Source organism: Nitrospira sp. BLG_2 (assembly GCF_049222245.1).
Map to the genome: position 1 here is coordinate 1 of NZ_JBLYIG010000411.1, position 14,013 is coordinate 14,013.

A 14,013-nucleotide genomic window follows, 5' to 3' on the forward strand; every position below is an offset into this window, starting at 1 on the left:
ATTCTTCGGCCAAGTCTTCCAATTCGTCACCGGTGTTGATCTGAATAGGCGTCCGCAGGTCACCACGCCCGATTGCCTGCGCAGCCTGTTGCAGTTGCCGTACGGGTGTCACGATGCGGCCGGCGGCGATGTATCCCAGAGAGGCCAGCAGGACCAAGGCGACAGCTCCGAACACGGTGACCCACGTGAACAGATGCTGAATGGGCGCGAAGAGTTCATCGGACGATTGCCAAACGAACGTGTGCCACGACCCCGTGCCATGAGGGCCGTTGGTCGATCGGCTGGCTTCGGGGAGAGGGGCGAAGCCGATCACGGAGGTGTCCTGTCCCCCATGGCCGTCGCTAGAGGCTTGTACCCATCCCGGATGCTGCGGCGTGACTAGGGGGATTAAACCTCGATCGGACAACGGGACGCCGGTCGGAAGGAGTGGGCAGCTGATAACGATACCGTTGCTATCGATCAACATGACATGACCGGTTTTCCCAAATCGAATGGCATGGGTCGAAGGCGAGAAGAATTCTTTGGCATCAATCACGCGGTGAAGTACCCCCACCACTTCATACCGGAGGCTGTCCATGATGGGAAGTGAAATGGTGAATACATAGGCGTTCACCTGGTCGTCGAAACGGATATCTTCGATGTAGAGTCGGCCCACCGCTTTGTTGAAGGCGCCTTGCCACCACCGAGTCTCGTTGTGGCGAAAAGCGGGATGTTCGGTCATGGTCGCCACGAGCGTGCCCTGTACATCGGTCAAGAACAGCATCTTCGTCGAGGAGCGAACCACGTGCGGAAGCAGCTGTCCCGGCGCGCTATGGACACCGGTAAAGTGTTCGTGGAGCAAGGCGCTGAAAGAATTCTCCATGACGGATTTGACAGCCGTCCGGTCTCGGGCCATCCAACGCCGTTCTAAGTCTGACGGGACCGTGGTGAGATTCTTGGCAATGCCCCGCGCATCACGCCGATGTTCCAGTTCGCGGATGAGCATCGGATCATTCGCGATGCGCGCCGTGTGGGCGATTTCTTCAGCAAGCAAGAGATCCAGTTTGCGGGCGGCTTCAGTCGCCAGCGCTTTGAAGCTTTCACCGCTGACTTCCCGAATTTCTTGAGACCCTTGCCAGAATGCCATTCCCAATCCGACAAGGAGCGGGATGAGACCGACGAGAAGCATGGAAACGATGATCTTTGCCTTGAGCCCCCACCTGCCGTCAGGCGGCGATGATGCCTGCGTTTCCGTCATGGCTCAGCGCGCCTCCCACCGGCGCCTGATTCATCGTGAAAGGCGAGGGTAAAGGTTGAGCCACGGCCGATGTGGCTGTCGATCCCGATGGAGCCATTCATGCGATGGATGACATTTTTAATGTTGTATAAGCCTAATCCCGTTCCTTTCCCTGGGGGCTTCGTGGTGAAAAAAGGTTCGAAAATCCGGCTGTGCAACTCCGGTGCAATGCCGCAGCCGGTGTCCGAAACACGAACCTGGGCTGTGCCGGGCACAGCCGAAGTTTCCAGTGTCAGGGTGCCGTGGTGCTCCATGGCCTGAACGGCGTTCGTGATGAGATTGACGAACACATGGAGGAGTTCATCGGGGTTTCCCTTTACGACGACGTCAGGCTGATACAGCTTGCGAATGTCAATGTCTTGAAGAGCCACGGCATAGCGCGCGATCTTGAGGGCTTCATCCAACTTGCCGTTGACATTGACCAGGCAGTCTTGCTGTAAAGATGTGCGGCGAGAGTAAGAGGTGAGATCTCGGCAAATGGCGGTCGTGCGCTTGACGGCATCGATGATGTCCCGCGCTTGGGCATGCACGGTATCGAGGTCTTCTTCGTCGGCAAGATTCTCCGCCAAACCGAGAATCAGCTGGAGTGGATTATTCATATCGTGGGCGATGCCCGCGGCAAACGAGCCGATTCCGGCGAGTTTTTCCGCGTGGAGCAACTCGGTTTGCAATGTCGATTCATGTTGCACGAGTTTCCAGAGAAGTCGCGAAGCCTGTCCACTGACGATGTCGGTTACTACCTGCAGCTGTTCCCGGAGCACCGGCGCCGTCGCCGGATCTCCGGTGACATCCATCACAAGATTGAGCCCCGGGCTCTTGATCAGATCGGCGACTCGGTCATAGATCGTGACGTTGATTTCCCGGGCCCGTTGGAGTCCTGGTGCCAAGGGATCCTTGTCGGTAATGCCGACGATTTCAATCGTGCCGATTTGGTGGAGCACATCGAGGAGCGCGGTTCCACCACGCCCCGCCCCTACGATGGCCACTCTGATCGGAGGCGAAGCGGGTATCGATTCGCTCCGCTCGCTTTGGAGTCGCAGCTGAGCGTTGGCTGAAGAGGTTGCCGCCACGCTCTTTCCCTGTGAAATCGTCCAATCCATCAGAGATGGGCCAATTCACGTTGGTCCATGGCGCGAGCGACAGAGGCTTTCAGTTTCTCGCCTTCCACCGGCTTGACGAGATAGTCCACGACTCCCTGCCGCAGTAACGATGTGGCCATGTCTGTGTCCGGGAATCCGGTCAGCACGATCAGAGGCACGCGCGGATAGTTTTGGCGAAAATAGCCGATTGCTTCGATGCCGTTTACTTTCGGCATTCGGATGTCGCAGATAATGACGTCAAGGAGCAACCGATTTTCACCCGAGTTGATGACTTCGATAGCTTTTTCTCCGTTCTCCGCTTCAAGGACGTCGTAGCCTGCTTTATGCAGAGTCATTCGAACAACCTTGCGGATATCGGGCTCGTCATCGACGATTAGAACTCGTCCGTTGCTGCTTTCACCTCCGACAAAAAATCCGGATTTGAATTCGCTCATGACGACCTCCTTGTAAAAGGACAGGGACAATGTTTCATTACGGTGTATTAGTGGCAAGGCTGATGCCGAAACAGGCGAAGATGTACCATGAAAAACTTCAATGACTTAGTATCCCTCAGTCGAAGCTCTTGTAAGAACTGGCTCAAAAGCACCACCACAATGCTGAGAACCACCAAGTGGACAAAACGTTGCGTTTTAGAGCCAATTTCGGCTAGGGTATTAAAAGGTTAGAGGAGCGGAGGCCGGGGTGATTACACCAGATGTGCTGACCGACTATATACGAAAGTCTCTCCCGGATGCCGTAGTGACAGTGACTGACCGTACGGGAACAATGGATCACCTCAAGGTGGTGATCATCTCAGACGGCTTTCTTGGGAAAAACCCCCTAGACCGGCATCGAATGATCTATCAAGCGCTAGATGCGCCGATGAAGGACGGACGTATCCATGCGCTCGAATTAACCGTGCGCACTACAGATGAGGCATAGGAGGACACCATGGCCGACCCCATCGAAGAAGAAATTCAGCAGGAAGTGAAGGCCCATAAAATTTTGATTTACGGCAAGGGCACGAAGACCATGCCGATGTGCGGGTTTACGAGAGAGACGATGCAGTTTTTCGACAAATATGGATATCCCTATGAATTGATCGACGTCCTATCGCAGCCTGCGAAGCGGGAAACGTTGACAAAAATGACCAATTGGCCGACGCTTCCCAAGGTGTTTATTGACGGGACCTTCTATGGAGATACCGATATCCTCGATCCGATGGCCGCCAAGGGAGAGATCGAACCTCTGCTGAAAAAAGCATTTGGGAAGTAAGGAGAGCGTCTCGGCTGGCAAACGGCGCGCGAAGCCGGTTGTGCCATAACGCTTGGAAGCCAGACGGGTGATGAATCCCTTTCTTTCCTCGGACGCTCCTCTAAAGCTGCGGCCTCGTCTCAATGCCGTCGCATCCGGCATCAGCTGCCAACAGATCTGGCAATTCCTGCTCTAGCACGAACCTTTACGCGCATCCGTTCCCATCCGAAACTTGGAAGAGAGAGTGTGGAAAGTCATATGGTGAGAAGACTCACGTACATGGCGAGTATGGTGATCGCAGTACTGGGCTTCGTCTTCAGCCTTGGATGTGTTTCTGATCGTTCGCGGAATCATATTGCCTGGGAACAATCGCGGATTGTCGATCTCACTCATTCATTTGGATCAAATACGATCGTTTGGCCGACGGAGCAGGATTTCAGGCTTGTTGTTCAGCATGCAGAGGACACCCCCAACGGGTTTTACTATGCCTCAAATCGTGTGGAGATGCCCGAGCATGGCGGCACGCACATCGATGCCCCGATTCATTTTTCAAAAGGGAAGCAGACGCTGGATCAGATTCCAATTGAACAGATGATCGGAGCCGGCGTCCGAATCGATATCACAGAGCAATGTGCTCATGATCGGGATTACCGTGTGGTGATCTCGGATTTTGAGCGCTGGGAAGCAGAACATGGTCGGATTCCAAATGGCGCCATTGTCTTGCTGGACACTGGCTATGCCCGATTCTGGGCGGACCGGAAGGACTATTTGGGGACGGACCTGAGAGGACAGGAGGGAGTACGGGAACTGCATTTCTCCGGGCTGGATCCGGAGGCGGCAGCTTGGCTGGTGCGTGAACGGCGAGTAAAGGCCGTGGGGATCGATACTGCCTCCATCGATTTTGGACAATCGACCAAGTTCGAAGCACACGTTGCGCTGCTCTCCCAAAACGTACCGGTGTTCGAGAATCTATCGGATCTGCATGACCTACCGGCTCGTGGTTTTGACGTCGTTGCCCTTCCCATGAAAATCGACGGTGGAACCGGCGGCCCACTGCGAATCATTGCAGTCGTGTCACCCGTGCCTTAACTTTCAGGCCATCTACAGCAGGAATCAGGATTCCTGAATCTCCGCCAAGCATCAGACCGGCTTCTCAGCCTGAAAAGGAGGGAAGATCAATTGTCCCGATCATGCTTCTGAGTTTATTGAAATCCGAACAGGGATAAAGCAAGCCTAAAAAGGATGTGTCCTGTGATAAATCTAGAGCAGCTTTATAATAGTCAAATCCTCCAAGAAACATTAAGAATGGTTCTTGGTCTTCGGCCGATGGTGTTACTTCTTCCGGAATAAGAAAAAGCATCGAGTCACCAAACGGACTCTCCTGAGGTGGAGCAATGGCCACCCCTGGCCTCAATGAGCCCTCTCTTGTTCGCATAAAGATGGGCCGTCCTTCTCTCTCTCCTACCAAGTTTGTTTGAATCTTCGAAAGCTGAGTTCTGAAGCACACTATCTTCAGTGTTCGGATTTCACCTTCGATGGTAATGATTATCGGATGAGCCGTGTCTGATAGACGTGGAGGATTGAACGCATGAACGCCTTGAAGCTGAATTGTAAAGAGATGTCCGACCTGAAGATTCAACGGGCAAGCTTTTCTCCGTATCTCAGATCGTACCTTTTTCTTTTGTGAGAAATGGGCCAGCCCATCGGGATGATGCGAGTACTTCACGCGGTGACCAGTTACTTTCTCATACTTCGTCAAATTCAAGCTAGCTGGGAACTTGGCGGCACCCTTGAGTGTTAAGACAGCAGCCAGCCCATCGCTACAAGAAAAGCTGGGTAACGTCACATATATGCTACCGTCGCTTCCGAATATAATTTTTGCGATTCGGTGTGGTCTACCGGAGGATACGGCAATAATATTGAATTCCTTGCACCGAGGAACGAAATCAGATGGTAGGGTCATGTCTCGCAGAGAAATCTCATTCCAACTGCATGGTCATTGTACTTGATGACAAGGAAATGGTCCAAGAAGGCTTCTCTAACTCTTCCTTTTGTACGTGTGGTGCTTCTGTGCACTTAGGTTCTTCTTCCAGGTGGGCCTGTAGCTCTCTGGAGCCATCTCAGTTGAACGAATTCCTGAAAGCCGCGTTACTAAAAACTGGAAGGGTTATGCCGGTGGTCGGGGGGCAACGGGAGGACTAAGTCCGTCATCAGAGCGGGTGTGGCTGGACCACTATGGCCCGTTTCGTCTCGTCCGAATGCTTCTATAGGCAGATCATGAAGGGGGGTGCCGCCGGTACCTACCGAGCATGCATGAGCGGACCAAAACTTAAAGACCATCTTTGCAGATGGCCTTTCTATTTATTATTCCTTCTCTCCGCAGGTGTGGTGCGGGTACTCGTCAGTACACTTTCTTTTTGCTCTTTCCCCAGGTGGCCTGTGACTTTCTGGAGCGACCTTAGCGAAGGAAGGGGGACCCACCGAGCCGCCGGCGATGTGAAAGCTGGAACTGACTGAAGCACTGCGGTCGCCGAAGCGACCGCAGGATGAGGGAATTTCAGAAGGTTCGCGTCGCAGAAGGCCGGGAGGGTCATTCCGAGAGCTTGGGAGCGACAGCGAGTCTCAGGCCCGCCGCTACGTCCCCATTTCCCAAGACGCCAGATACTTCTTCTGCTCCGCCGTCAACGTATCGATCGCCACGCCCATGCCGGCCAGCTTGAGCCGGGCGATTTCTTTGTCGATGGCCGGAGGCACGGGATAGACCATCTTTTCGAGCTGTTTGTAATTCTTGACGATATACTCCGCGCTGAGTGCCTGGTTGGCAAAGCTCATGTCCATGACACTGGACGGATGCCCCTCGGCGGTGGCGAGATTGACGAGCCGGCCTTCGCCAAGCAAACTGACACGATGGTCATTTTTCTTGAGCGTAAACTGCTCGACACCGGGACGAACAATCCGGCGTTTAGCGGCCAGTTTTTCAAGGGCCGGGATATCGAGTTCTACGTTGAAGTGCCCGCTGTTGCAGACGATGGCGCCGTCCTTCATGGCGGCAAAATGTTCGCCGCGGATGACATGGATGTTGCCGGTGACGGTCACGAAGAAATCGCCGACCGGGGCGGCTTGTTCCATCGGCATCACACGGAATCCATCCATGACGGCTTCAAGACCTTTTAACGGGTCTATCTCGGTCACAATCACGTCGGCTCCCATGCCCTTGGCTCGCATGGCGATGCCGCGTCCACACCAGCCATAGCCGATCACGACAACGACGGAACCGCAGATCAAGCGGTTCGTGGCGCGCACGATGCCGTCCATAGTGGATTGTCCGGTGCCGTAGCGATTGTCGAACATATGCTTGGTATCGGCGTCGTTGACGGAAATCACCGGAAACTTGAGAACCTTCTTTTCGGCCATGCTGCGCAACCGGATGACGCCGGTGGTGGTTTCTTCCGTGCCTCCAATGACGTTCCGCAACAGTTCTTTTCGCTTGGAATGCAGGTGCGAGACCACGTCGGCGCCGTCATCCATAGTGACATGTGGGCGGTGAGCGATGGCGGACTCGATGTGGCGATAGTACGTGGCGTTGTCTTCGCCCTTGATCGCAAAAGTTGGAATACCTTCGTGTTGAACCAATGCCGCGGCGACATCGTCCTGAGTGCTGAGAGGGTTCGAGGCACAGAGGCGAACATCGGCACCGCCGGCTTTCAACGTGATGGCCAGATTTGCCGTTTCAGTAGTCACATGCAAACAGGCTGTGACGCGAACGCCCTTCAGCGGCTGTTGTCGTTTAAAGCGCTTGCGAATCAACCGCAACACAGGCATCGTTGCTTCGGCCCATTCGATTTTCGATCTGCCTTGGTCCGCCAGCTTGATATCTCTGACATCGTAGTCCACGAAAATCCTCCTTCTCAAAAGAAAGGCTCAGGTTAAGGTCGAGGTTGAGCTGGAAACTCAACCTCACTCCCTATGCCTGAGCCTCAGTTACGAAATCTTAACCTTGGCCTCAGCCCGTGGCAGTTACAGCCCGGCGTCCTTGCGCAAGACCTTCGTCTTATCGGCCTTCTCCCATGTGAACTCCGGCTCACTGCGTCCGAAGTGTCCATACGCGGCCGTCTTGCGGAAAATCGGCCGCCGGAGCTTGAGATGATCGATGATGCCACGGGGAGTCATGGGGAAATGTTTGCGCACGAGTTTATCGAGAATATCGACCGACGCTTTTTCAGTGCCCTTGGTGTCGACCAGTACAGACACCGGATCGGCGACCCCGATCGCATAGGCCAGCTGCACCTCGCACTTGTCGGCCAAGCCGGCGGCTACGAGATTCTTGGCAATATAGCGAGCCATATAAGAAGCGGAGCGGTCCACCTTTGTGGGATCTTTGCCCGAAAAGGCGCCACCACCGTGGCTGCCATGACCGCCATAGGTGTCGACGATGATCTTCCGGCCTGTGAGGCCTGTGTCGCCCATTGGACCACCGACCACGAATCGACCAGTCGGGTTGATGTGGTGTTTCACGCTGGTCGGATCATAGAGGCCCTTGGGCATCACGGGTTTGATGACTTTTTCCATGATGTCGCGCTCAATTTGCTTGCTGGTCACATCGGGGCTGTGTTGCGTGGAGACGACGATGGTATCGATCCGCACGGGCCTGCCGTTTTTGTACTCGACCGTCACTTGGGATTTACCGTCAGGCCGCACCCACTTGAGAATATTTTTCTTGCGCACTTCCGCCAGGCGCTTGGTCAGCCGGTGGGCCAAGACGATCGGCATCGGCATGAGCTCATCCGTCTCGTTGGTGGCGTAGCCAAACATCAAGCCCTGATCGCCGGCGCCTCCGGAATCCACACCCATCGCGATATCGCCGGATTGCTGGTGAATGGCGGTGAGTACCGAGCAGGTATGAAAATCGAATCCCCACGACGCATCGCAGTAACCGACGTCTTTAATGACATCTCTGATAATATCCGGTATTTCGACGTAGGCCTTGGTGGAAATTTCTCCCGCTACAAAAGCGATGCCGGTAGTCAGGATCGTTTCGCAGGCGACGCGGGAGTATTTATCCTGAGCAATGATGGCGTCCAAGATACCGTCGGAAATCTGATCGGCAATCTTATCCGGGTGACCTTCAGTGACCGATTCTGAAGTAAACAAGAAATTGTCTCGCATATGCCCCTCGTGGGTTCAGGTTATGGAATACCAGCGGTGCTGTGTCTGCTGATCGCGAATGTGACGAGTGGTGTCGAGTGACAGACCACACGCAAACCTCGGTAATTCTAGAGAGATTGGTCGGCTTTGTCCATCACTTCGATCGTAGGGGAAGAAATTTTCAACACGCCGCTTGCTTGACTCAGCTTTTTGCGGACTTGTAACATGCCTGCGTAGCAAGAAGCTGAGTAAGGGGCTTGATCTAGCGGCCAAAGCTATTTTGAGCGCATCAAAGACTCTATCCACCTGTGTATTGGCATGAAGCTTTATCGAGCGGGTTTGGGTTTCATTTTCATGGCAGTGAGTGGGTTGTGCACCGCACCGTTCTCCGATGCAGAGTCACCACAACCGAAGAAGCGGTTTGGATTCGAACGAGGGGTCGTTCAAGTCGGCGATGAAGCGCCGAACTTCACGCTGCGCGATCTCACCGGCAATGTTATGAGCTTGTCTCAGCTCAGAGGGAAGGTCGTCCTCCTTAATTTTTGGGCAACCTGGTGCGGACCGTGCCGTGTCGAGATGCCGGCGATGGAACAACTTTACAAAACGTTGCCGCGAAGGGAGTTCGAAATCCTGGCAGTGTCTACGGATCCACAGGGCACGGCGGTCACGCGTCCGTTCCAGCGAGAGATGGGTTTTACCTTTCCCATTCTTCACGACTCGGAGTATCGCGTGGGCTTGGCGTACGGCGCCCGAACGATCCCGATCACGTTCATGGTCGATCGTCGGGGGATCGTGCGACAAAAGATCTTCGGTGCTCGCGATTGGGATTCACCTGAGGCCCGTGACTTGATTCATGAACTGCTGAAGTCGTAGCCATGACACAGTCCATCCCACAGATTTCGCTCATTGCCGCCTTTTCGGCGGGTCTCCTGTCGTTCGTATCGCCATGCGTGCTGCCGTTGGTGCCGAGCTATATTTCTTACATTACCGGTCTGTCGGTCGAGCAGTTGACGGACGCATCCGAACGGGCGAAGTTCAAGAAGGCGATCGTTTTGAACTCGCTGTTGTTTATCTTCGGGTTTTCATCGGTCTTCATTGCATTCGGTGCTTCGGCCAGCTTCTTCGGCCAGATCCTGATCACCCATCAGGACCTGATTCGCCGTATTGGTGGTGTCTTGATCATCGTGTTTGGGCTGTATCTGCTTGGAATCCTGAATCTGAAGTTCTTAAAAATGGAACATCGGTATCAGTTCCGCAATAGGCCGGCCGGGTATTTGGGGTCGTTCTTGATCGGTGTTGCGTTTGCCGCCGGTTGGACTCCCTGTGTCGGGCCGGTGCTGGGGTCTATTCTTCTCTATGCGAGTACGACCGATTCTCTTCTTAATGGAGTCGTGCTGCTGGCATTTTATTCCTTTGGGCTGGGCTTGCCGCTGTTCCTCACGGCATTGGGCGTCGATCGGTTCTTAGCCTATTTCAAGGAAGTGCGGGTCTATCTGTGGGGTGTTTCGACGGTGAGTGGCGTCATGCTTGTCCTTGTCGGGGTGATGATCTATGCCAATTCGCTCACTATGGTGACAAGTTTCTTAGAGCGATATGGGATCGGCTGGTATCTGGGGCAGTAGACGGTCCCCACCCACCAACAGGCTTTCAGTACCAGGCTCACTTCCGGCCCTGCGAGATCGGGCTAAAACCCAGCACTCTGATCCATTTTACAGAGCTTAGGGCTGTATGGCCGGTCGCGAGGTTAGCACCAAGCGCCAAGACGGCAGGCGGTAAAGCCTTGTCCCAGTGTGGTGGCAGCGGAAGCACCGAACGAGTCGAGCGACGGGGGAATGCCGAGCGTTCCGATTGCCGGTGGAGACGGAATAACGGCTGGACGATTGCTTCGGACCATCCCCGGACCAGCGTCAGAAAGAGGAACCGATTCCGTCTTCTGGGCCAGGAGCGTGCTTGGTTGGGCCCCCCCGATTTTCTCCAGCAACTTCCTTCCATCCCCAGAAACCGTACTGTTCGGATATTTTTCCGCCAATAGGACAAGATTTTCCCTTGCCCAATCGTCGGCTCCCATTTCATGGTGAGCCTTGGCGAGGAAGTACAAAGCTTCTGCGGCAACGGATTTATCAGAATAATCCTTTAGGATTTGCTGGAACCGATGCGTCGCAGCAAGATAGGCGCCTCGTCGGTAATAAAATCGTCCCACGAAGAAATGCATCTGCGCGATCCAATCATGGCATTCCTCGAGTTTTTGCTGAGCTTGACCATCATAGCGGCTGCCGGCAAATTCTTTTCTCATCTGCTCAAACGCGGCGATGGCCTTTTGCATCGGCTCAGGATCACGATCGATGGTCTTCGCCATCTTGAAATGAATTTCTCCGATCCTAAATGCCGCATACGGGGCCAAGACGTGATTGTGATGGAGTTCCATGAAGTGTTTGTACTCGACTAGTGCTTCCGCATATTCTTCCTTCTCAAAATATGCCTCTCCACGTTTCATGATGACATTGGGATGGTAGTGGTTTTCAACCGTATCTCCGAGAAAAATTTGCTCGTCGGTGCCGCTCAGCGCTTTCTTGATCCCGCTACGCACGTCGCCGGGCGAGAATTCTCCGGCGCAGGAGACCATGGATAGAGCGCCGATGCCGAGCCAAGTCGCCACGCATAAACTGGATGACTTCGATAACGGACTGGAACTGATTCGAATGGACGGAGGGCGCATAGGCCATAGAGATAGCAAGGATATGGGCAAAAATCAATGACACTGGTGGTTTGCTGGCACTTTGGTTGACCTGTCCTTCCAGGCTCCCTATAATCCCGCCCCACGTTGGAAGCATGAACAATTTCGTTCGCGTAGATCGTGGTTAGGGGGCATGATTCGAGTAAGGGTCATTGGAACAGGCAGTTATCTCCCTTCTCGGGTCGTACCCAATGAAGAGCTAGCCTCTACATTGAGACTGTCCCCGGCACGAATCCAACAGCTGACCGGTATCCGAACCCGTCATTGGGCCGGAGATCATGAGGCTTCTTCCGATATGGCCATTGAGGCGGGACGCCGGGCACTCGATGCCGCGGGTTGTGCGGCTTCTTCTATCGATGCCATCATTCTTTCTACGACCTCTCCCGACATGGCGTTTCCTTCAACAGCCTGCTCGGTCCAGCGGGGGTTGGGATGTAGACAAGTGGGGGCATTTGATGTGTCCGCTTCCTGCTCAGGATTTCTCTATGGACTCTCCATGGCTCAAGCCATGATTCAGAGTGGCCAGATGCAGACTTGCCTCGTCGTGGCCTCGGAGGTGAAGTCTCGATCACTTGACCTTCAGGATGAGGCGACCGTGCTGTTGTTCGGTGACGGGGCTGGAGCCGCCATACTACGGGGCGAAGAGGACCGAAGCCCTGAGTGGCGAGGAATTCTTGGAATCAAGTTATATGCCGATGGATCACACCATGGTCTCATTCGAGTCCAGGCCGGAGGATCACGGACGCCCTTGTCATCCGACAGGTTGCGCAATCAGGAGCATTCCCTTCGCATGCATGGGGCATCGCTCTTTCGGATAGCCGTTCGCCGGATTGAACAGGCCGTGCTGGAAATCGTGAAAGAATTCGGCCTCTGTCCCGGAGATCTCAAACAGGTTGTCCTCCATCAGGCAAACGGTCGAATCTTGTCTCACGTTGCCGATCGGTTGGGTATTGACCAGAGCCGATTGGCATCGGTGATCGAACGCTATGGCAATACGTCGTCAGCGTCTCTTCCGATCGCGCTCGATGACGCGGTTCGCGGCGGGAACATCTTGTCGGGTGACCTGATTCTGCTCGGTAGTTTCGGCGGCGGACTGACTTGGGCCACGGGGCTCGTGCGATGGTAAAGGCGTAGATCGAAAACGGCGATTCGTACCATCCTCACTATCGACGCACGCATGTGAATCAGGGGTATGAGATATGATTTTCGGTCTGCTTCCCAAAGAAGAAGCGTTTTTTGACTTATTTAAACAAGCGGCCCACAACGTCATTGAGGGCAGCCGTCTCCTCAAGGAGCTGATGGAGGGCTACACGGATGTTCAGCAAAAGATAAGGCGAATCAAGGAAGTGGAACATATAGGAGACGGGATTACGCACGACATCGCCTTGCGCCTCAATCAGACCTTCCTGACTCCTCTTGACCGTGAAGACATCCATGATTTGGCCAGCGCATTGGATGATATTCTCGACGCGGTAGAAGCGGTGGCGGACCGGTTTGCCATCTACAAGATCGCGCAACCTACCGAGAGCGCGATTCGGCTAGCCGATATTCTCTATCGAGCTGCCGTCGCGGTGGGTCACGGGGTCGATCATATCGCCATGTCTCATGAGGAAGTGAAGGAGTACAGTGTGCAGGTGAATAGCCTCGAGAACGAGGCTGATCGTGTGTCACGCGATGCCATTTCAGAGTTGTTTGAGAAAGAGACGAACCCGATCGCCGTCATCAAATGGAAAGAGATTTATGAAACCTTCGAAGAAGGAACCGACCGGTGTGAGGATGTCGCCAACGTGATCGAACGTATTGTTCTCAAGCAGACGTAATCGCCCATGAATGGAACGTGCGGCTATGATGTCTGTGTGTTCTCAAGCCCTCCATGCGTGAATAGCTTCAGATAAGCGGATAGCATTCAATCACATCATGACTGAACTCAGCGGCATCCTACTCTTGACGGTGGTGTTGGCGCTCCTGTTCGACTTTTCGAATGGGTGGCATGATTGCGCCAATGCCGTGGCGACGGTCGTCTCCACCCGTGTGTTAAGTCCCCTCGCCGCGGTCTTGTGGGCGGGGGTGCTGAATATCGCCGGGGCCTTTTTTTCGACGGCCGTGGCGAAAATGATCGGAGGAGGCATCGTCTTTCCTGACGCGATCACGAATACGGTGGTGGCCGCGGCGATGGGCGGCGCGATTCTCTGGAATTTTTTCACCCTGATGCTGGGATTGCCGACCAGTTCCTCTCACGCGTTGATCGGTGGACTCGTGGGCTCGGCGGTGGCGCACGGCGGCTGGGTGGTGGTTCAGTTCAACGGCCTGCGCAAGATTCTCGAAGCCATGATTCTTTCTCCCCTCTTGGGATTCGGGATAGGATTTCTCCTGATGGTCCTGGTCAGCTGGGTGTTTTTTCGAGTTCATCGGGGCGTGGCCAACAAGGTATTCAGCCGCCTCCAAATTGTGTCGGCCAGCTTCATGGCATTCAGCCATGGGGCGAACGACGCGCAGAAGGTCATGGGAGTCATCACGCTTGCCTT

General features: G+C 54.4%; 15 protein-coding genes. 8 read left to right on the top strand and 7 right to left on the bottom strand.

Features of this window, described 5'->3' with window-relative positions; genetic code table 11:
• From ACOSYY_RS11295 to ACOSYY_RS11305, 3 genes are all read right to left on the bottom strand, one after another.
• Nucleotides 1–1,237 (bottom strand): HAMP domain-containing protein (locus tag ACOSYY_RS11295; RefSeq protein WP_421662474.1); only part of this gene is annotated, 1,237 nt, incomplete at its 3' end.
• Nucleotides 1,234–2,376, bottom strand: coding sequence for a sensor histidine kinase (locus tag ACOSYY_RS11300; protein ID WP_421662475.1), 1,143 nt, complete (start codon nt 2,374–2,376; stop codon nt 1,234–1,236). The genes ACOSYY_RS11300 and ACOSYY_RS11295, both read right to left, overlap by 4 nt.
• A complete protein-coding gene (locus ACOSYY_RS11305; RefSeq protein ID WP_421662476.1) occupies nt 2,376–2,810 on the bottom strand; it encodes a response regulator in 435 nt (144 codons plus the stop codon). The genes ACOSYY_RS11300 and ACOSYY_RS11305 overlap by 1 nt, the downstream gene beginning before the upstream one ends.
• A 247-nt stretch (nt 2,811–3,057) precedes the next feature.
• Here ACOSYY_RS11305 and ACOSYY_RS11310 point away from each other — a divergent pair, with 247 nt between their 5' ends.
• From ACOSYY_RS11310 to ACOSYY_RS11320, 3 genes are all read left to right on the top strand, one after another.
• Complete coding sequence (locus ACOSYY_RS11310) at nt 3,058–3,297, top strand: BolA/IbaG family iron-sulfur metabolism protein (RefSeq protein WP_421662477.1); 240 nt, start codon at nt 3,058–3,060, stop codon at nt 3,295–3,297.
• 9 nt (nt 3,298–3,306) lie between these two features.
• Complete coding sequence (locus ACOSYY_RS11315) at nt 3,307–3,630, top strand: glutaredoxin family protein (protein WP_421662478.1); 324 nt, start codon at nt 3,307–3,309, stop codon at nt 3,628–3,630.
• Between the two features lie 237 nt (nt 3,631–3,867).
• Nucleotides 3,868–4,698 carry a cyclase family protein gene (locus ACOSYY_RS11320; RefSeq protein WP_421662479.1) on the top strand — a complete coding sequence of 277 codons (831 nt, stop codon included), beginning with the start codon at nt 3,868–3,870 and terminating at the stop codon, nt 4,696–4,698.
• A 64-nt stretch (nt 4,699–4,762) separates the two neighbouring features.
• Here the strand turns inward: ACOSYY_RS11320 and ACOSYY_RS11325 are convergent, their stop codons facing one another.
• The 3 genes from ACOSYY_RS11325 to metK form a co-directional block, all read right to left on the bottom strand.
• On the bottom strand, nt 4,763–5,455 hold the full coding sequence (locus ACOSYY_RS11325) for a hypothetical protein (protein WP_421662480.1): 693 nt from the start codon (nt 5,453–5,455) through the stop codon (nt 4,763–4,765).
• 788 nt (nt 5,456–6,243) lie between these two features.
• On the bottom strand, nt 6,244–7,503 hold the full coding sequence (ahcY, locus tag ACOSYY_RS11330) for an adenosylhomocysteinase (RefSeq protein ID WP_421662481.1): 1,260 nt from the start codon (nt 7,501–7,503) through the stop codon (nt 6,244–6,246).
• A gap of 123 nt (nt 7,504–7,626) precedes the next feature.
• The gene (gene metK, locus ACOSYY_RS11335) at nt 7,627–8,775 is read right to left on the bottom strand and encodes a methionine adenosyltransferase (protein ID WP_421662482.1); all 1,149 of its coding nucleotides are present in this window, start codon (nt 8,773–8,775) and stop codon (nt 7,627–7,629) included.
• Nucleotides 8,776–9,072: 297 nt separating this feature from the next.
• Here metK and ACOSYY_RS11340 point away from each other — a divergent pair, with 297 nt between their 5' ends.
• Complete coding sequence (locus ACOSYY_RS11340; protein WP_421662483.1) at nt 9,073–9,627, top strand: peroxiredoxin family protein; 555 nt, start codon at nt 9,073–9,075, stop codon at nt 9,625–9,627.
• Between the two features lie 2 nt (nt 9,628–9,629).
• The gene (locus ACOSYY_RS11345; RefSeq protein ID WP_421662484.1) at nt 9,630–10,376 is read left to right on the top strand and encodes a cytochrome c biogenesis CcdA family protein; all 747 of its coding nucleotides are present in this window, start codon (nt 9,630–9,632) and stop codon (nt 10,374–10,376) included.
• Nucleotides 10,377–10,498: 122 nt separating this feature from the next.
• Here ACOSYY_RS11345 and bamD read toward each other — a convergent pair whose 3' ends face one another.
• Nucleotides 10,499–11,410 carry an outer membrane protein assembly factor BamD gene (bamD, locus tag ACOSYY_RS11350; protein ID WP_421662485.1) on the bottom strand — a complete coding sequence of 304 codons (912 nt, stop codon included), beginning with the start codon at nt 11,408–11,410 and terminating at the stop codon, nt 10,499–10,501.
• Between the two features lie 211 nt (nt 11,411–11,621).
• Between bamD and ACOSYY_RS11355 the strand changes: the two genes are divergently transcribed.
• The 3 genes from ACOSYY_RS11355 to ACOSYY_RS11365 all read left to right on the top strand — a co-directional run.
• On the top strand, nt 11,622–12,614 hold the full coding sequence (locus ACOSYY_RS11355; protein WP_421662486.1) for a 3-oxoacyl-ACP synthase III family protein: 993 nt from the start codon (nt 11,622–11,624) through the stop codon (nt 12,612–12,614).
• Between the two features lie 73 nt (nt 12,615–12,687).
• Nucleotides 12,688–13,308 (top strand): DUF47 domain-containing protein, encoded by a 621-nt coding sequence (locus ACOSYY_RS11360; RefSeq protein ID WP_421662487.1) that lies wholly within the window; start codon nt 12,688–12,690, stop codon nt 13,306–13,308.
• 97 nt (nt 13,309–13,405) lie between these two features.
• On the top strand, nt 13,406–14,013 hold a 608-nt coding region (locus tag ACOSYY_RS11365), incomplete at its 3' end, for an inorganic phosphate transporter (protein ID WP_421662488.1).